At 49.4% G+C, this 18,897-nt stretch carries 14 protein-coding genes; 8 read left to right on the forward strand and 6 right to left on the reverse strand.

Features of this window, described 5'->3' with window-relative positions:
* Positions 1-19: 19 nt before the first annotated feature.
* On the forward strand, positions 20-1,885 hold the full coding sequence (locus FH603_RS21940) for a sensor histidine kinase (RefSeq protein WP_186740017.1): 1,866 nt from the start codon (positions 20-22) through the stop codon (positions 1,883-1,885).
* 78 nt (positions 1,886-1,963) lie between these two features.
* Positions 1,964-2,602 carry a response regulator gene (locus FH603_RS21945; protein ID WP_186740019.1) on the forward strand — a complete coding sequence of 213 codons (639 nt, stop codon included), beginning with the start codon at positions 1,964-1,966 and terminating at the stop codon, positions 2,600-2,602.
* Between the two features lie 130 nt (positions 2,603-2,732).
* Here FH603_RS21945 and FH603_RS21950 read toward each other — a convergent pair whose 3' ends face one another.
* Positions 2,733-3,740, reverse strand: a complete 1,008-nt coding sequence (locus FH603_RS21950) for an SDR family oxidoreductase (RefSeq protein ID WP_280529224.1) — start codon at positions 3,738-3,740, stop codon at positions 2,733-2,735.
* Positions 3,741-4,247: 507 nt separating this feature from the next.
* Here FH603_RS21950 and FH603_RS21955 point away from each other — a divergent pair.
* The 4 genes from FH603_RS21955 to FH603_RS21970 all read left to right on the forward strand — a co-directional run bounded on the left by FH603_RS21955 (position 4,248) and on the right by FH603_RS21970 (position 12,266).
* The gene (locus tag FH603_RS21955) at positions 4,248-7,346 is read left to right on the forward strand and encodes a SusC/RagA family TonB-linked outer membrane protein (protein ID WP_244968022.1); all 3,099 of its coding nucleotides are present in this window, start codon (positions 4,248-4,250) and stop codon (positions 7,344-7,346) included.
* 76 nt (positions 7,347-7,422) lie between these two features.
* Positions 7,423-8,901 (forward strand): SusD/RagB family nutrient-binding outer membrane lipoprotein, encoded by a 1,479-nt coding sequence (locus FH603_RS21960; RefSeq protein ID WP_186740023.1) that lies wholly within the window; start codon positions 7,423-7,425, stop codon positions 8,899-8,901.
* Positions 8,902-8,923: 22 nt separating this feature from the next.
* Positions 8,924-9,748, forward strand: a complete 825-nt coding sequence (locus FH603_RS21965) for a glycerophosphodiester phosphodiesterase (RefSeq protein WP_186740025.1) — start codon at positions 8,924-8,926, stop codon at positions 9,746-9,748.
* Between the two features lie 61 nt (positions 9,749-9,809).
* On the forward strand, positions 9,810-12,266 hold the full coding sequence (locus tag FH603_RS21970; RefSeq protein ID WP_186740027.1) for a bifunctional YncE family protein/alkaline phosphatase family protein: 2,457 nt from the start codon (positions 9,810-9,812) through the stop codon (positions 12,264-12,266).
* 791 nt (positions 12,267-13,057) lie between these two features.
* Here FH603_RS21970 and FH603_RS21975 read toward each other — a convergent pair.
* Complete coding sequence (locus FH603_RS21975) at positions 13,058-13,570, reverse strand: hypothetical protein (RefSeq protein ID WP_186740029.1); 513 nt, start codon at positions 13,568-13,570, stop codon at positions 13,058-13,060.
* A gap of 245 nt (positions 13,571-13,815) precedes the next feature.
* The gene (locus tag FH603_RS21980) at positions 13,816-14,436 is read right to left on the reverse strand and encodes a hypothetical protein (RefSeq protein ID WP_186740031.1); all 621 of its coding nucleotides are present in this window, start codon (positions 14,434-14,436) and stop codon (positions 13,816-13,818) included.
* A 292-nt stretch (positions 14,437-14,728) separates the two neighbouring features.
* On the opposite strand from FH603_RS21980, the gene FH603_RS21985 reads away from it, so the two are divergent.
* Both FH603_RS21985 and FH603_RS21990 read left to right on the forward strand, forming a co-directional pair.
* Positions 14,729-15,496, forward strand: a complete 768-nt coding sequence (locus tag FH603_RS21985; RefSeq protein WP_186740033.1) for a hypothetical protein — start codon at positions 14,729-14,731, stop codon at positions 15,494-15,496.
* Between the two features lie 34 nt (positions 15,497-15,530).
* Entirely contained in the window at positions 15,531-15,965 is a 435-nt protein-coding gene (locus FH603_RS21990) for a hypothetical protein (protein WP_186740036.1), read from the forward strand.
* Between the two features lie 497 nt (positions 15,966-16,462).
* Here the strand turns inward: FH603_RS21990 and FH603_RS21995 are convergent, their stop codons facing one another.
* The 3 genes from FH603_RS21995 to FH603_RS22005 all read right to left on the reverse strand — a co-directional run bounded on the left by FH603_RS21995 (position 16,463) and on the right by FH603_RS22005 (position 18,828).
* On the reverse strand, positions 16,463-16,999 hold the full coding sequence (locus tag FH603_RS21995) for a hypothetical protein (RefSeq protein WP_186740038.1): 537 nt from the start codon (positions 16,997-16,999) through the stop codon (positions 16,463-16,465).
* A 249-nt stretch (positions 17,000-17,248) separates the two neighbouring features.
* Positions 17,249-17,695 (reverse strand): hypothetical protein, encoded by a 447-nt coding sequence (locus FH603_RS22000; RefSeq protein WP_186740040.1) that lies wholly within the window; start codon positions 17,693-17,695, stop codon positions 17,249-17,251.
* A 53-nt stretch (positions 17,696-17,748) separates the two neighbouring features.
* On the reverse strand, positions 17,749-18,828 hold the full coding sequence (locus FH603_RS22005; RefSeq protein ID WP_186740042.1) for a TlpA family protein disulfide reductase: 1,080 nt from the start codon (positions 18,826-18,828) through the stop codon (positions 17,749-17,751).
* Between the last annotated feature and the right edge of the window lie 69 nt (positions 18,829-18,897).

Genomic DNA, 18,897 nt, shown 5'->3' on the forward strand with positions numbered 1-18,897 from the left:
TGCCCAATTTGCAACGCCTTTGAAACGAAATGTTTACATACTGCTGCTGCTGTACCTCAGTCTGATGCTGTCGTCAGCGGCCAGTGCTCAGTCGGTAGCCCGGCTGAGCGTGGATGCTTTGCCAGAAAATATAGTTCAGCTTGAAATATTTACCGATTCCACGCGGCAGTTGACCGTGAGCCAAATTAAGGTGCTCTATAACCGGCACCGCTTTCGTCCGCTGCCTGGTGGTCGGCTGCTCGCCAATTACACGACGGCCAGCTATTGGCTGCACCTGAGCCTACCGGCAACCCGAGGCCGAGGGCTGTATCTGGAAATCGACAACCCACGCATCAATCAGGTGAACTTCTTCCAGCTTGTTGGTACAGAGATTGTTCGTCAGGTCAGCACTGGCGACTCGCTGCCGTTTGGGTCGCGCCGGTTTTCTCATTACAACTGGGTATTTCCGCTCCTGCCCGATGCGCAGTTGCCCAGCGATGTGTTTGTCCAACTGGCCAAGCACGGCGAAATTCTGAATGCGCCGGTGCGCGTGTGGTTGCCCGATGCGTTTGAGCAGTACAGCCATCAGCGGTACTTACGCTGGGGTGTTCTGGCCGGTATTACGCTCATTATCCTGTTGCTGAACGGTGTGGTCTGGGCTGCCACTGCCGACCCGCTCTATGGCTGGTTCATGGCCGTCATCGCGCTCCACACGTTTCACCTTGGGGCGGCATCGGGCCTGAGCTTTCAGTACCTGTGGCCCACCCACCCCATCATTAATGACTGGTATCCGCAAACGCTCTCGGCCTGGTTCATCGTGCTGGCGCAGGTGCAGTTTATGCAGCGGTTTATTGGCCAAACGGGCCAAAACAGCCGGGTGTTTCGGTGGGTCAACGGCTTCAAGTATCTCATCATCGGGGCAACTTTGTTCACGGTGTTGCTACTGGTCTTTCGTGCCGTACCGTCGTTTTATTTTCGCTGGCTGGTTGGACTAACGCTATTATTCTCGCTACTGGTTATTCCGTTGGCCATCGTGAGTCTCTACGAGCGCAGGCACCGGGCCGAGCCGATTATCCGGTTCTACGGAGCCATTACAGCGGTGCATTTTTTGACACTGACCGTATTCTTTACCAACATCGTCTTCACGCGGGCCGGGCATCCGCTGCTTACGTTCACCAACGAAGCACTGGTTGTCATCAGCTTTCTGGTGGATTTGCTGGTACTGTCGCTGGGGGTTCTTTATTTCGGCTTTGCCAACTACCGCCGACAAAACGAAACGCTCCTGACTGCCTTGCATCGGAGTGAGCAGGAACAATCGCAGCGAATCATCGACGCCCTTGAAATGGAACGTAACCGTATTGCCGAAGACCTGTATGACGACGTGGGGGCCATGCTCTCCACCGCCATCGGCTACGTGTCGAGTACGCTACGAAAGCCCGAAATTCGGGAGCGATTTCCGATGCTGGGTGAGGCTCGCAGCCTGCTGGACCGGGCTGTGGAGAACCTGCGCACGGTTTCGCACAATCTGATGCCCAAAAACTTCGCGCAGTTGGGACTGACCAAATCGCTGGCCGAAACGGTCGATAAAGTAAGTCAAAATAGCACCGTACAGTTCGATTACGTGGTAGTGGGTCAGGAACGTCGATTCGATGCCGCCACCGAAGTGCAATTATTTCGGATTGCGTCCGAACTTATCAACGACATTGTGAAAAATTCGACGGCTACGCAGGCTACGCTGCAACTTATTTTTAATCACCAGACCCTGAATCTGATTGCCGAAGACAACGGCCCCCGCACCCCGATTTATAACAACCTGACATCCAAAGTTAATTTCATTCAGGGAACCCTCGATGTGGATGCCTCGCCTACCGGTGTAACGACCATTATCGAAATCCCGTACCAATAATTCTGATTCGCGGATAGCTTAACGACTCTCGAATACACCCCTTCACTGTCCATTACAGTGCTCGCTCATTCTTTGACTATGAAAACGCTAACAAAAATCCTGATTGCCGACGACCATCAACTGTTCAATGACGGCATGAAGATGATGCTTTCGCCCGAGGACAACCTACAGGTAGTGGGGCAGGTATTCAGCGGTAAAGACGTACCGGATGCCGTAAACCGGCTAATGCCCGATGTGCTGTTGCTAGACATCAATATGCCCCATACCAACGGCCTGGATGTTGCCGCGCACCTGCTGAAACAGGTACCTGGCCTGAAAATAATTGTGCTAACGATGTACAACGACCGCAAGTTTGTGGACGACTGCAAAAAGATGGGCGTACACGGCTACATCCTGAAAAACTCCGGCGTGGACGAGGTCATTAACGCCATCGAAACGGTGCGGGCCGATAAAAAATACTATGACCCTAAACTCACCCAAACCCACAAGGTGAACCTGCACGCCGACGATTTTTTCATGAAGCAGTTTCAACTGACCAAACGCGAAATCGAGATTATTGGCTTGGTGGGGCAGAGTCTCACCAGCGAAGAAATAGCGGAGAAACTGTTTTTGAGCGTGGCAACGGTAAAAACGCACCGTAACAACATCAACCTCAAATTGGGCATCAATAAACCCGCCGATTTGGTAAAATTTGCCATTGAACATGGACTGGCGTAGCAAGCTATGATTGCCAATCCAAGAGCCACTTCAGCCCATACTGATAGTGGCTCCTGGGTGAGTTGATCAACTATGAAGCCGTCGTCTCTTCAGCAATAATGACAATCCAATGACACCACCTGATCCAGGCTTAAGGCTGGCCTTTGCCACCGGCAGCTCCGTATACTTGCCCCGTCGCGTAACTGGCGTCGCTAGCCGCTAGTTGTACGTAAATCGAGGCTAGTTCGGCGGGTTGTCCAGGACGGCCCAGCGGGGTATCACCGCCAAAGGTTTTTAGCTTTTCCGGGGTAGCTCCACCGCTGGGTTGTAAAGGCGTCCAGATGGGACCCGGCGCGACGCCGTTTACCCGAATGCCTTTGGGGCCCAGCTGCTTGGCCAGCGACTTGACGAAATTCATCGTAGCCGCCTTGGTCTGCGCGTAATCGTACAGGTTAGCCGAGGGATCATACGCTTGTTCGGATGTTGTACCAATGATGGCTGATCCGGCTGGCATATGGGGCAGGGCCGCCTTGATAATCCAGAACGGCGCGTAAATATTGGTTTTTATGGTGGCGTCAAAATCTTCCGACGTGATATCCAGAATAGACTCCCGCGCTTGCTGACGGGCTGCGTTGCTGACCAGAATGTCCAGACCACCCAGGCCTTTGACGGCTTCCTCGACCAGCCGCTTGCAGAAGGCTTCATTTCGGATATCACCGGGAATGGCAATCGCTTTTCTGCCTTCTTTTTTGATAAGCTCAATTACCTCTTTGGCGTCGGGTTCCTCGGCCGGCAGGTAATTAATCGCTACGTCGGCTCCTTCACGGGCATAGGCAATGGCTGCCGCCCGACCCATTCCCGAATCGCCCCCCGTGATTAACGCTTTCCGACCTGCCAGACGGCCTGACCCTTTATAGCTGGTCTCACCATGATCGGGGCGGGGGTTCATTTTACTTGCCAGCCCCGGCCAGGGTTGCATGGGTGAGTTAAAGGGCGGTTTGGGGTACTTAGTGGTGGGATCTACCAGTGCAGGCGGAGCCGCTGACGGGGTATTGTCGGAGGTAGGAGTAGCTAGGACGGGGGTGGCTATCATAGAAGCGGCTAAACCACTTCCGATACCGCCAATGACCTGGCGTCTGCTCAATTGATTGTCGTTCATGCTGTTGTATTCTATCGTTGAGTAGGGTAATTGACACAGTCTATAGTTTATCTGTAGACTATATCAGCTAACGAATGCTGCAAGGGTAAGGTTAGATTCTGTGACCCTAAAGTTGCTTGCCGGGAAACGTAGGTGACGGATAGTCGAGTGAATAGTTGATCCCGGGTTTCGGATGGCGACTGACCGAGTGGAAGTACGTTTACTCGTTGGCCTCTCGGCAGCTCCAGCGTTCCCAGCGAGGTTTGTGTTTCCTAAGACGAAAATCGGTTTACGTTTTATGTGAAAGTAAAGTATATGTTAATGTACTATTACCAATACACAGATCCGCTTAACTGGCAGATAATTAACTATTTAACAATATTGGTTTGCCAACGCGGTGCATGATGCCAGCTTACTTTTGGGTTGTCTTTCACGAACCCAATGGCTATGAAATATTGGACATCTACAGTAAGCTTCCGTTTTTTTACCCAATTAGTGTTCATACTGGCGATAACCACCCAGACTATTTTGGGCCAATCGCTTACGATTAAAGGAACTGTCCGCGACGACCAGAATCAGCCGCTGCCAGGGGTTAATGTGGTCGTTAAAGGAACCACAACGGGCACGCTCACCAATGCCGACGGCACCTTTAGCCTGACGCCTGCCAGGGCATTTACGGCCGTTGATGTGCTGGTATTCAGCTTTATCGGCTACATCAATGAGGAAGTGCCGTTCACCGGCCAAAAGACCATAGCTATTCAGTTAAAAGCGAACAACCAGGTGTTGAGCGAGGTCGTTGTGACGGCGCTGGGTATCAAGCGTGAAGAAAAGTCACTGGGCTTTGCGGCCCAGACGATCAATGAGAATGCGGTGAAAGATGCCAAGTCCAACAACTGGGTAAACACACTATCGGGTAAGGTAGCGGGCCTGAACATTCAGGGAACGGGTGCCGGCCCTATGGGTTCGTCGCGCATTACGCTGCGCGGAGAATCGTCGCTCAACCTGGACAATAATCAGGCGTTAATTGTTGTCGATGGCGTTCCGGTCAGCAGCCGGATTACGGGTACGGGGTATAACTCACACCTCTCTGCCGATAGTCCTGTCGACTATGGATCGAGTGTGTCGGATTTAAATCCGGACGATATTGAAAAAGTGACGGTGCTCAAAGGGCCGGGAGCAACGGCGCTCTACGGAAGCCGGGCGGCTGGTGGTGCCCTGATTATTACAACCAAATCGGGCGTTCGTAAGGACAGAGGCATCGGAATAACGGTCAACTCAACTTTTAGCGTCGATCAGGTCAACCGCTGGCCCGATTATCAGTTTGAATACGGCGAAGGTCGAACCAGTGCCTACTTCTCGTACCTCGACAGTCCCGATGGGGCCAATACGGCCACAACGGTTGCGGCCGGACGGGCGTGGGGGCCAAAGTTCAACGGCCAATCGTATTATCAGTATAATCCCAATGCGCCAGACGGTAAGCCCACCGAGCGCACACCCTGGGTGCCGTACAAGGACTATATCTCTGGTTTTTTCCGGACGGGCATTACCTATTCGAACAGCGTATCGATAGAAGGCGGGGGTGAAAACGGCTCTGCGCGCTTGTCCCTGACGCACCTGAAAAACGAATGGATCATTCCCAATACGGGTTTTGAACGGATCAACGCGGCCTTATCCGTCAATCAGAAGGTAGCCGACCGGCTCCGCATTACCGGTAAGGTGAACTACAGCAACAAGAAGAGCGATAACCTCCCCGCAGCGGGCTACAACAACCAGTCGCTGATGTATTTTGCCATCCTCGGTACAGCGCCCAACATCCGGCCTGAGTGGTTCAAACCGTACTGGCAACCGGGTCTGGAAAATGTTCAGCAGCGGAATCCTTTCAACCCGACGCCCGACAATCCGTATCTGGACATGTACGAGATGCTGAACAAGATGAACAAGCATGGGGTAATTGGCAACCTGTCGGCAACCTACGACATCAGCAACGACCTGGCTTTACTGGTTCGTACGGGCCTGGATATGTCTTTTGAATACCGTTCGCAGCAGCGGCCTTTCAGCATGACCCGCTACCCGCGCGGGATGTTTCGGGAGCAGAATGTATTCAGCTACGAATCGAACACGGACTTTCTGTTGACGTATAAACGTAACCTGAGTTCGTTGATCAATATGAGTGCGTCGGTGGGAGGTAATGCCATGCGGCAGACATACGACTTCGCGGGTTTATACGCCGACCAGTTGGCGCAGCCGGGTATTTATCAGATCTCCAACAGTCTGGATCAGGCCGTTGCCGATCCCCAAAAAACCAGGAAAGCCATTAACAGCCTGTATGCAGCTACGCAGTTTTCGTACGACGAGAAGATATTTCTGGACGTAACTGGCCGCAATGACTGGTCGAGTACGCTGCCTTACCGCAACAATTCGTTCTTTTATCCGTCGGTCAGCGGCAGCTTTTTGCTGAATGAACTCTTCACACTGCCGCAAGCCGTTTCGTTCGCCAAACTGCGGGCATCGTGGGCTCAGGTGGGTAACGACACCCGCCCTTATCAGACCGCCAAATACTACGACAAGATTTACGGCAACAGCTTCACCAATTCTTCGACCCTGTTCAATGCGGATCTGAAACCGGAAATTACGTCTAGTTACGAGTTCGGGCTGGACTGGCGGCTATTCGGCAATCGCCTGGGCTTTGATGTGGCTTATTACAACAACAATAGCCGCAACCAGATTCTGGCCATTCCGCTCGATCCGGTTTCGGGTTTCTCGAACGCGGTTATCAACGCAGGGCTGATCAACAGCCGGGGTGTCGAGGTGAAGATAACGGGCAAACCCGTTGTTAAATCGAATTTCAGCTGGAATACGACCGTCCTGTGGTCACGCAATCGCAGCTACGTCCGGGAGCTGGCCGATGGGATTACCAACCAGGTCATCTATGCACACAACACCAACATATCCATTGAAGCGCGCGTGGGTGGGCTGATGGGCGATATGTACGGGCGGGGATTCCAGCGTTCGCCCGACGGGCAGATCATCTACTCGTCTGTGGGCCTGCCCGCTCCGCTCGATCCCACGGTGAAGAAATGGGGGAATGCCTTTGCCGACTGGAAAGCCAGTTTGTCCAATGAGTTTACCGTTCGAAATGTCCGCATCAGCGTGTTGCTCGACGGGCAGAAAGGCGGCAGCATGTTCTCGCAGACTAACCACAAAAACAATACCCTCGGTAAAACCAGGGTCACTCTGCCGGGCCGTGACGAAGGCATTGTGGGCGTTGGTGTCGTGAAACAACCTGATGGTACGTTCCGGCCGAATACGGTCAATGTAGCGGCCAGCGCCTACTATGATAACTACTACCAGATTACGAACGCCGAAACCAATGTTTTCGACGCGTCGTACCTCAAAATCCGGGAAGCTAGGATCGAGTTCAACCTGCCTCAGGGCCTGCTGAGCCGAATGGGTGTACGCCAAACCAGCATCGCTCTGTTCGGTCGGGATCTGGTCAACTTTACCCGCTTTCCCGGCTTCGATCCGGAGGGCGGTAACCTCAACAGTGGTACACTGACGCCGGGCGTTGAGCTGGCGCAGTTCCCGTCTACCCGTAGCATGGGTGCCAACCTTACAGTCAAGTTCTAAGCTTTTCCGTTTTTTCGGTTCCTTCTGCGCCAGCCATGCAGCCGGGAACCGGACTACCGACTAAACACGCATGACCATGTTCAAAAAAATATATACGCCACTGCTGTTACTGGTGGGCCTTCTGTTCTCCTGTTCGGAAGGATTCGAAGAACTCAACACCGACCCCAACCGCCCGAAAGAAATTACGCCGGGGGTAATGCTGGGGCAGGTTCAGTACCGGATTGTCAACAGTTCCATCAACGCAGCCCGCTCCTTCACCCATGAACTGATGCAGGTCGATGCGCCCCGGTCCAGTGCGGGCGGGGGTGGTTTACATCGCTACGACGTTACACCGGGTGCTGGCGTGTGGAGCAACTTTTATACGAACCTGGCCGATATTCAGGACATCTACACCATTGCCGATCGGTTGAAGGAGAACAATTACAAAGCCATTGCGCTCGTCTACAAAAGTTGGGCGTACTCAATCCTGACCGATCTCTACGGCGACGTGCCGTACTCACAGGCTACTAAAGCAACGCAGGGTGTGGTTAAGCCCGGTTTCGACAAGCAGAAAGATATTTACATTCAGCTTCTGAAAGACCTCGAAACGGCCAACAGCCTCTTCGACGATACGAAGGCGCTGACCTACGCGGGCGATATGCTGTACAACGCCAACGCGCTGACCGGCGGTAAAAATGTGGGTGTTCAGAAGTGGAGAAAGTTTGCCAACTCACTGCGGATGCGGCTGCTGCTACGCATCTCGAAGCGCGAAGGGGAGGTAAATGTTAACCAGCAGCTAGCCGCCATGCTGGCCGATCCGATCAATAATCCGGTATTTACCAGTACGGCTGACGATGCTATTTTCAGATACCCCGGCACGTTTCCCTACTATAATCCTTTCTACAACGCTCGTCAGGTCGACTGGCGGGATGGCAACTACTTCACCAAGTTTTTCCTCAACAAGATGAACGCCGACAACGACCCCCGCCGGGCCGTGTGGATTACGCCGGTTGCGGTTAGTGGAGCGTCGGTTTACCAGGGCATAGACAGTGGCTACCCCACAACCGTCGAGTATGCCGTTGGGCGGAACTCAAGCTATACCGATGCCTTGAAAACGCTGCCGCAATTAGGTGTTATGATGACCTATGCCGAAGTTGAGTTTATCAAAGCCGAGCTGGCGCTGAAAGGGTTGGCAACGGGCAAAACACCCAAAGCGCATTACGAAGCCGGCATCACTGCATCGATGGCCCAGTGGGGAGCCGCTATGCCCGCTGGTTACCTGCAACAGGCGGGCGTAGCCTACGACGCAACGGTAACACCGGAAAAGCAACTGGAACAGATCATGGTACAGAAGTATTATGCTTACTTTTTCGTGGACTATCAGGCCTGGTTTGAAAAGCGCCGGACCGGCTACCCGGTTTTGCCACGGGGGGCGGGCATTCCTGCTGAAAACAAATTTCCCGTTCGTGTACCTTATCCAACGTATTTGCAATCACTCAACCCCGAAGGACTGGCCGCAGCCGTGGCGTCGATGGGTGGCGATAACAGCAACATTAACGTTTGGTGGGATAAGTGATCGGTAACTGGACGAAAACAACATGAAAAAAATCATCGCACTACTGCTGGTAACGGCCCTGAGTATCAGCGTTACATTGGCTCAGGTGGCCCTCCCTAAACGCGGGTTATGCGCCCATCGGGGTTGTCTGGATACGCATCCGGAAAATACCCTGCCTGCGTTTAAAGAAGCCATTCGATTGGGGGCTCAAATGATTGAATTTGATATCCAGCTGACCAAAGACAATGCCCTGGTCATTATGCACGACGAAACCGTCGACCGCACAACGAACGGCACAGGCAAGGTCGCTGACCTGACCCTCGCCCAGATCCGCCAACTGGATGCGGGTATCAAGAAAGGGCAGGTATTTGCGGGTACTGCCATCCCGACCTTTGACGAAGTACTCGCCATCATGCCCCAGAATGTGTGGCTCAACTGTCATTTGAAAGGGGGCGCGGAGGTTGGCAAAGCCGCAGCCATGGCGGTTGTTAAGTCCGGGAGGATGCATCAGGCTTTCCTGGCCTGTGAAGAAGCCGCTGCGGCTGGTGCCCGGCAGGTGAATGCTACAATCCTGATATGCAATGCCGAAAATCGGTATCGAAAAGATACGCGTCAGTATGTTGAGGCCACCATTGCTATGAAGGCCAATTTTATCCAACTGTTGCGCAATGAAGGCGAAGACCGTCAGGAGGTTATGGCGAGATTGGCGAAAAATCAGGTTCGGGTAAACTACTTTTATGCCAAAGACCCCAACGAACTACCCGCCCTGTTCGACGCGGGTGTCGATTTCGTCTTGGTCAATAATCTGGAACAATTTATACCCCAGGCGAAGAAGCTCGGTGTTAAGCCGGTCCGGCCCGTGTTTTAACGCAACCATTCGTACTACTACTGCCCATATGCCGGGCCTGAACGCCTAACTCATCGAATTTATGAAGCTATTGCTGACCCTTTGCCTTTATCTGCTGTGTATCGTTAGTGCGTGGGCACAAAAAAAAACTGACCTTACACGTCTGAACGCCGACCTCGAAGCCCGGCGGGTGATGCTACCCAATGGGTGGAGCCTGACCCCGGCAGGCCGCTCCCTTGAACTGGGTGACCTACCCCTGAATATTGCCGTTTCGGCCGACGGAAGCCACCTGGCGGTAACGAATAATGGGCAGGGTATCCAGACTATCCAGTTGATTGACGCGCAGCAGGAAAAAGTACTGCACAGCATCGAGATACCCAAATCGTTTTACGGGCTTAAGTTCAGCAAAAACGGCCAGTTCCTGTATGCCTCCGGTGGTAACGACAACTGGATACTGAAATACGCGATTGCCGGCAATAAGCTCGTCCTGAACGACAGCCTGAAGCTCGGCAAGAAGATGACGGAGAAGATTTCGCCGGTCGGCATCGAGATCGACGACGCGCGCAACTTGCTTTACGTAGTAACCAAAGAAGACAACTCCCTTTACGTCGTCGATCTCAAGAGCAAAGCTATTATCCACCAGGAGAAGTTAGGCTACGAAGCATACACCTGCGTGCTTTCTCCCAACCATAACGAGTTGTATATCTCCTTGTGGGGTGGCAAAAAAGTAGCCGTATTCGACACGGACAGGCGCACGCTGACGCATACCATCGCCGTCACCTACAATCCCAACGAGCTGATCCTGAACCGGAAAGGAACGATTCTCTACGTAGCCAACGCGGGCGACAACAGCGTGTCGGTCATCGATACCAAAACCAGGAAGGTAGTTGAGGTACTGGATGCCGCCTTATACCCAAATTCGCCCGCAGGGTCAGTTACGAATGGCCTGGCCTTGTCGAAGGAAGAGAAAACCCTGTATATCGCTAACGCAGATAACAATTCGCTGGCCGTATTCGATGTGAGTACCCCAGGCAAAAGCACGTCGAAGGGATTCATTCCGGTGGGTTGGTACCCGACCAACGTCCGGCTGGTTGGCAAGCGCATTTTCGTAGCCAACGGCAAAGGATTTACCTCATTTGCCAACCCGCAGGGGCCGCAGCCCGTCAGCCGCGCGGTGCGTTCGGAGTCGCATCTAGGCGAAGTCAAGCAGGTCAACAGCCGGCTTCAGTACATTGGTAGTTTGATGCAGGGTACAATGAGTATCATCGACGAACCCAACGAGGGCACGCTGGTGGTATACTCGAAGAATGTGTATGCCAACACGCCGTACAAAAAAGAGCGGGAGCTGGTGGTGGAGGGCGAAGTGAATAACCCAATCCCCATGAAAGTGGGCGACCCCTCACCGATCAAATACGTCTTCTACATTCTTAAAGAGAACCGCACCTACGATCAGGTATTTGGCGACATTAAGGAAGGAAACGGCGACTCGACCCTGTGCCTGTTCGGCGAAAAATACACCCCCAACCAGCACAAGTTAGCCCGCGAGTTCGTCTTGCTGGACAATTTTTATGTAGACGCCGAAGTAAGCGCCGATGGGCATAACTGGAGCATGGGCGCTCATGCCAACGATTACCTGGAGAAAACGTGGCCAACGGGTTACGGTCGTCGCGGAGGGGCAACGGAAGGCATGGGGCGGAAAGAAATCGCGAATAACAAAGACGGATACCTTTGGGACTTCTGCAAACGGAAGGGTGTCAGTTATCGCAGTTATGGCGTGTTCGTGGATACGGACAAAGGCAACATTCCCGCCCTGGACAAGGACCATGTATGCTCGTATTTTGCGACCTACTACCAGCAGCGAGTGAAAGACACAACCCGCGTGAACCAGTGGAAGCGCGATTTCGATTCGCTCGTCGTTGCCAAAGCTGTACCCGCTTTCAGTTCGATCCGGCTGGGTGCCGACCATACGCAGGGGCTGGCGGTGAACCGGCCTACGCCCTATGCCTGCGTAGCCGACAACGATCTGGCTGTTGGCATGTTGGTAGAGCACATATCGAAAAGCCCGATCTGGAGCCAATCCGCTATTTTTATTCTGGAAGACGATGCCCAAAATGGCCCTGATCACGTAGATGCCCATCGCTCGAATGCGCTGGTAGTTAGTCCTTACATCAGACGAAATGCTGTCGATCATACCATGTATTCAACCTCGGGCATGTTGCGTACGATCGAGTTGATACTTGGCCTTCCGCCTATGAGCCAGTACGATGCGGGGGCTACCCCCATGTTCAGGAGTTTTACGGCTACGCCTTCGGTAACCCCTTACCAGTCCGTTCCAGCTAACATCGATCTGAATGCGATCAACACAGCCGCTACCCCGTCAGCGAAGCGTTCCGAAGGACTCGACTTCAGCGACGTCGACCGAATTGATGATAAATTATTTAACGACATCCTCTGGAAAGGGCTAAAGGGCGAAGATGCCCAACTACCCGCCCCCCGGCGTAGTGCCTTTGTCCGCGTTATGGCTAAGGACGATGATTAGCGGTTGCCTTCACTATTGATTTCATCCAAAAATAGTATCGTAATAGGCATACAGCTTTGCATAACGCTTACTCGTACAGTAGATCAGGCCTTGAAGAGCATAAATTTAAAAAATCGCCTAATGTTAAGCAATCGCGCAGTATTAACCTTAATTATGTTTCGATTGGTGATTTGTCATTCCGAGGAACGAGGAATCTTCGGAGATGGCCTGTAAAACCACACTTATCCGAAGATTCCTCGTTCCTCGGAATGACAAAATGCTCTTCAGCTTAATTCTGCTTGATTTATTGTATTCACGGTTCTATAATGAATTTGTATTTTTCAAAGACCAGTTCTATAGCTGATACATTTCAAAAAAAGGTAACCAAGGATAGACGGTCCTAATCAGGACCGTCTATCCTTAGCTTTTACGATAGAGCCTTTTACGATATAGCCCGAGTAGGTCCTGAGAGGAGTGCTGTAATAAACCTTCTGTACAGGTGGTTCTACCACACCTTCGAAGAAGTTGCCGGACTGATTGTCTGTTGGTTGTTCCTGTGCGCGGTCAGTAGAACGTAAATGAATGAACTTGACCCAGCAACGCCGTAACCAATTGAAGATTTGCTCCATACTGTTGACTATGTAAGCGTGAAGAATATACTTTCAAACGACTTAAAATCTGGTTGTATGCGATGATTACGTTACGGAAATCTCCTGAGGTCAGGTCGGAGGAGTAATTGTTAGTATTTCTAAAGATAACACAAGTTGATCAGCAGATTGTAAAACGTCAATGGATAAACCAAAGAGCGATTGTTAACTACTGGGTATATATTTATGCTTGACTAAACGACCTTTCCAGAATAAGGACCGATCAATTGAGGGATGATAGAGCCAGCCACAAGGTACAGGAACTTCCTTGGACCCAGGTTGTGCTAACAACTTTCGATATGTCAGGTCATCGCATAGATTTCCTCCTACAAACGCTTTCGCCGTTTCAAACCGCTCTGGTTTATCGTGAATCAGTTTTTCGGATCCATCAAAAATCAGGAATGGCTGATTTTTGATCCTGGTGAAACTAACTGGCAGGTCTTTTTCGAGTTCTGATAAGAGCGAGATAGACGAAAGATTAACGGCTAGCGTATCGTTTTTATAGCTGAAAGTAAGGGTCGAAACGAGTGGAGGGCCACCTTTTCGTTTGACTTCCTTCAAGTGCGCCTTTAGGATTGGCTTAAATTCGACTTGCTTTAACAGCCAGTCGAGTTGAGCATCCGCTCGCTGGGGAACGAAGCTGACCAATAACAGCAAAATAGTCACTTTTAGTCCCATGTCTACCCTGGCTTTTACGTATTGCGACGTGTTATATAAGTGTGGTGGCTGTTGCAAAACTTGAACAGTGCGTTATAGCGTGTGGCAGATGCGCCAAGTTTATGCTACATCCATTCACAAACAACAGGTTATGGTTGCCAGTAAAAGTCCCCCGACTTTTGCAACAGCCACTAACTTTATGTAAAGCGATTAAGTTAAGGAGCTACAATAAAGTCCGTACAAGCCCATCATTAACAGGGTCCTATTTACTTCCAGGGATCACTAAAAACTGTTCCTGCTAAATTCAACAACGGTTGATTTAAGTCAGTCATTATTGGCCTGGATAATACGTCTTTGCCATTGACTTTGACAATAAGTTGATAAGGGACTTTTACACTGCCGGACAAAGCTTCAATCTGTACGACTAAGTGGTGATTAGGCGGTAACGGCATTTTCCAGTAACTATTACCACAGCTGGCTCCCCTATCCTGTTGGAGAACTAACCATTGGTTTTTTACATACACCTCCGTTCGGACGTTTGCCAGAGTAGCATCCGCTCGATTAACAAATACCGTGTCACTGGTGGTGTTGATTAAAAATGCTCTTCTATATGGGTCACTAGCTAAGTAAAGAGAGTCGAAAAGAAGAGTTATTGATTCAGGTCTAGGTTTGATATGGGCTGGTAATAATTGGTTAAATAGCTGCTCATGGCGAATGTGGTTCTTTAAATCGATGTCTTGTTTTACCCAGACGGTTGTATAACGCGCGAATGCCAATTCATTCACATGTAATAAGTGGATTGGCGGTTTAGGTATAGAATTTTGAGCATAACCAGTCAAGATACCTAAAAAGAAAAGCCCAATAAAACCTGTTCTAAGCGGGTTCATTTTATTGTTGTATAAGTGTGGTGGCTGTTGCAAAACTTGGACAGTGCGCTATGGGGTGTGGCAGATGCGCCAAGTTTACGCTACATCCATTCACAAACAACCGGTTATGGTTGCCAGTAAAGGTCTCCCCGACTTTTGCAGCAGCCACGAATAGTATATACAAGGTCGGACGCTGAAAGAGCACTCGACAAAGAGAGTAAAATAAAATTGAATCGATTTCCAACTTTTAACAAGACCAGGTACTCTGCTAAGTTAGATGAAGAAATTCCTTTTTGACATAAACTCAACTACAATGAAAACACTTATTTGCTGTGCTTTCTTGATACTACTCTTGTCTTGCAGAAAGAACGAATCAGACATTGTCGCTCCTGAGCATGACACCGTATTAGCGGAGTACCCGGACTGGTATACGCTTAAAGCGCCCGTTGATTCAGATATTGAAGGGGTGTGGGGAGACCGTGATAAAACCATACTCATTTCGACTGGCTATGCTGTTTACCGGTCAACTGATAAAGGAAACCATTGGCAGGAAGTTCTCGCTCAGCAGTCAATTGGCATATCTGGTTTTGTCCAGAATCAAGACACTCTATTCACGATGACTGGCCTGTCCAATCAGTCAGCGGGGGAAACCTACCAGCAATTCATGGGCCATGCTAACAAATATAGTCTGGACGAAGGGGTAACGTGGCAGCCTTACATAAAACGAAATCCAATCTTAGCGAATACTCCTACTTATGGAACCGTTGACAAGCGGTTGCGCATCAACCCCGTTATCGCGTCAACAGGTACCAAATACACGATTAATCGTGTCTTCCTGGCTGGTCCTACGGCTACGATTGGTCAGTTTGAAACCCCTGGCGTGATTACAACTACAGGTCGCCGGATTGATCTGCCCCAGTTGCACCAGCTTCAAAGCCTATATCTGGATGGTCAGGAGCGACTTTACATTGCCGGCACGGATGCGGTCTGTGGTCGGGGTCATTCTGGCGAAGGCTTTTCATTTTGCAACAGCAAACAGGGCCGGGGTGTCGTTTACATTTCCAAGAATCCATTGCCCTAGCTTCACGTAATACCACTTATACGACAAGAAAATTATGCAACTACGTCGAATCACATTTTTGGTTTCAATGCTCATATTGATTGCAGATGCAGGTTGCAATAAGTGTAATATGCTTTTCTTTCAAGAGGCTTGGGGCAATTGGGCGTTGGTGCAGTTAGATTCTCCATCTAAAACCCAAACCGTTTTTCCTGTCAAACAAATGCTGAAAATTGCGCTGGAAAATGATCGTTCCGGCAACACGTTTACTGGAGAGACGCTCTTTACCAATAATGTAAATGTTGACAACAAACAATGGGAAAGCTTTGACCCAGATTGTCGTAATAGCAGTCTAACCGCCATTTACAATAAGACTTTTCGTCGAAAGTATTGGCTATCGGAGCGAAACCAACGGTTACGGGCGACGGGATACGTAGATCAGATCGGCGGGAAAGCTGACACGCTAATATATTATTACACGCGAGTGCAGTAACAGGCCCTACTCGGCAAACTATATACCAGAGTTTCATTTCTCCGAATAGGCTACAGATTTCTGTTAAATTGAAAATGTTTGAATAATTTCATAATATAAATTTAGTTATACAAAGCGTCTGGAAAATGTGCAAAATTTTTTGTTTTAGACTTGTTCTCTGAAATTGCACTTCTATGATAAAAGCAATGTCGATAACTGATTGGTTACGGTTGTTTTTTGCTCTAACCATTACGGGCTTATTACTTTATTATGGACCTGAACTAACTAAAGAAATAGCTAACCTACTGGATATAAGTAGTCTATTGAGCTTTCAATACAAAGTTTTGCGATGGGTAGTAATATTTGTATCCGTATCTTTCTTAGGCATAGCTTTGCCTAAAAAACGTTTTATCGAGACAATGATCATAGCTGGATATACAATTGGCATCCAAGTTCTTCGAGAATTTATATCTTCTTGAAAATCCAATTGAAATTGTAATTTACCGTGATAGTTTGTCTTACTTCATTTTACCCACATATAGCGATAAGTTCAACCCAACAAAAGATCGTTTAGCGTTCAGGTTGCCAAAAGCTGTTAGACCAATCCCCACATCCTTTGTTGATGTAATAAACCGGACCTCGGCGGGTAAGCCAACGGTGGAATATCTAACTGACTTGTACAAATGCTCACCATAGAGGACTGGTTCATCGATTGGCCCGAGATATGTACCCCGATTTATTCCCCAAACGTTGCTGACACCGGTTGAGAAACGGAATTTACCAGTTCTGATGCCATACATTAGAGCGAATTCTTGCGCTATAATGCCGGGGGCATTTTTGGAATTCAGTTCACGGTTATCTGTGTAACGTGCAATCAATAAAGTAGGCTTGTTAACAAATTCGTATCCCAAGGCTATCATGCCACTATGATATTGGCTTTTTCCTAAACCCACCCCTAGCCAGTATTTATGTTGGTCAGCCTTCTGTGCATAGCTAACTGTCGTTGTTAAGAAGAGGAGGGCCAAAGCCCAAAAGAAAGCGAAAGATTTTGTCATAACGTGCTACCAAATGAATGCAGCTGTAAAAATACAGATTAAGAAATGATAAACCGTGAGTGCAGGAGAGCGACTCCAATTTATTCTACTAATATTGTTAAAATGCAAAATAGATTTGATTTGTCAACCTACTGATATTGAAGTATTTTGAGACTCGTTATATAACTAATGTTATGTTATGAGGTAAAAATCAGAAGTTGCAGATATACGTTTGTTGGAATTGATCTCTGAATATTCAAATTTATAGGGTTATTGTTTAAAGCAGTTTTGTTGATAACCGGTGGGAGTGGCTAGCTGGTTAGCACCTTCTAATCCCTGCTTAGAATCAACAATCTTCTGTAAACTCACCTGATCGACCTTATTCCATCGGCAACTCGTTCCGCTATAGATGTCAAACTCGACTCCTAACTCACCATTAGCTTTGTCGTACCAGATTGCATGTCTATGGTATACACTACCGCTAAGTCCTGGAGCGAGTTGAACATCATCAAACTCATATATCACTTTGTAATAACCTGATACTGGCAACCCTGAAAATCGGTCTACCAACGTCTTTAATGCTTCAGTTTCAGCGGTCGTGCGATTAGCGAACTTTCCGATAGGCAGATAGCCATCTGTTAACTCGTCGTCCTTGCGGCAAGAGTTGAGAATCAGTATGAATAGAAAAGCGAGAACGATTAATCTGTTGAAACGCATAAAATTTTGAGTTGTATAAGTGGCTATTATGTTAAGTAAAGGGTAAAACTTTATTAGTTCTGGTTTATAGTTTTCAGCTTGTTAGCTAAGGCTGATCCATGAAGATTCCGAGCCACAATCCTGCCTGCTGGGTCAACTAATACCGAACTGGGAAAACCATTGACTTTGTAGCGCTCTACCAACTGATTGGTTTGGTCGGACAAGACTTGAGGCCAAGTTAAGGGATGATGGCTCAAGAATTGCCTTAGACGGTCGGCCGAATCATGGCAGGCAATACTGATAAACTCAACTCGTTGATGATCAAGGCCTTTGTAGAGTTGTTCCAGCTGAGGTAATTCTTCTATGCAACCTTTACACCAAGTGCCCCAAAAGTCAATGTAAATATAGCGCCCCTTCAAATGAACGGTTGAAATAGGCTTACCTGTAACGAAGTTGAAAGCCACGAAAGGCTCAAACCGCCCCCCCGTTTGTAAGCTATAGGGGTCAGTTGATGGCAGTCTCGCCCCTTCTAGCGCCAGCCAGTTGTGGTAGCGATCCACACCCTTATTGGTATACTGTGTATCACCTATCCTGATGGTTTCGCCGATTTCTACCAATTGCTGAGGGTCAATCTTACCTGATTTCAAATAGGATGTGGCTTCGATGAGCGTTGTTTTTTCAAAGTCAGGCCGGTTGAAACCCGATGAGATGAATAACTTATATGTCTCGTCTCCGACTTGGAGGCTAGCTACACCATACTGAGCAAAATGATAAACGAAGCTATCGCCCTGGCGTTTGATGACCATAGGCAGCTCTAAGCGTTTGATTTCCCCTCCCTGATAGATGTCATACTCCATAAGCTGAAAGTCGGTTAGCCTGTCTAAGACGGTGCCGGGCTTGATCGATTGAGGATAGATTGGCTTTTCGTCGCCTAGATTAAAATCATTGTTGGTATCGATTAGAACCGCCCACTGTCTATGCTTCTCGTCAAAGCCACTAACGACATTGAGATAGCACTGGATGGGTGTTTGTGTTAGGGTCGTGGTATCGGGTGTCCAGTTCCAGTCCTGTTGAAGGCGTTGATAAGTGGCAGGAGTGATGCGTCCCTGTTTAGAACGTGTTGGGGAATTGAAAAAGGCTGGTAGTCGTGTCACCTTTGTAGCGACCAAGCAACAAAGCCGTGACCAAACAATTTACTAAACTGACCGACTACCAGTGGGCCG

The sequence above is a fragment of the Spirosoma utsteinense genome (genome assembly GCF_014282275.1).
Taxonomy (GTDB): domain Bacteria; phylum Bacteroidota; class Bacteroidia; order Cytophagales; family Spirosomataceae; genus Spirosoma; species Spirosoma utsteinense.